Below are 299 nucleotides of genomic sequence, written 5' to 3' on the forward strand. Positions count from 1 at the left end.
AGATAACGAAATTAATAGAAGAGCTGTCCAAGCTTCCCGGAATAAGAAGCAAATCTGCGCAGCGTCTGGCATTTCATATTATCAATATGCCGGAAGAATCAGTAACAAGCCTTGCCTCGTCCATTACCGAGGCGAAGCATAATGTCCATTACTGCAAGGAGTGTTTCACTCTGACAGATCAGGAGCTGTGCCCGATCTGCAAAAGTGACAAACGCAACCATAAAGTCATCATGATTGTTGAGGATACAAGGGATTTGGCGGCTTACGAAAAAACGGGGAAGTATGACGGTGTTTACCAT

Annotated in this window: 1 pseudogene; it reads left to right on the plus strand. The window is 44.5% G+C overall.

What is annotated here, in order from left to right:
* Nucleotides 1-2: 2 nt before the first annotated feature.
* Nucleotides 3-299: pseudogene (locus NE473_RS31390) on the plus strand (recombination protein RecR); the annotation flags it as partial.

The sequence above is a fragment of the Hungatella sp. SL.1.14 genome (genome assembly GCF_024460495.1).
Classification (GTDB): domain Bacteria; phylum Bacillota; class Clostridia; order Lachnospirales; family Lachnospiraceae; genus Hungatella; species Hungatella hathewayi.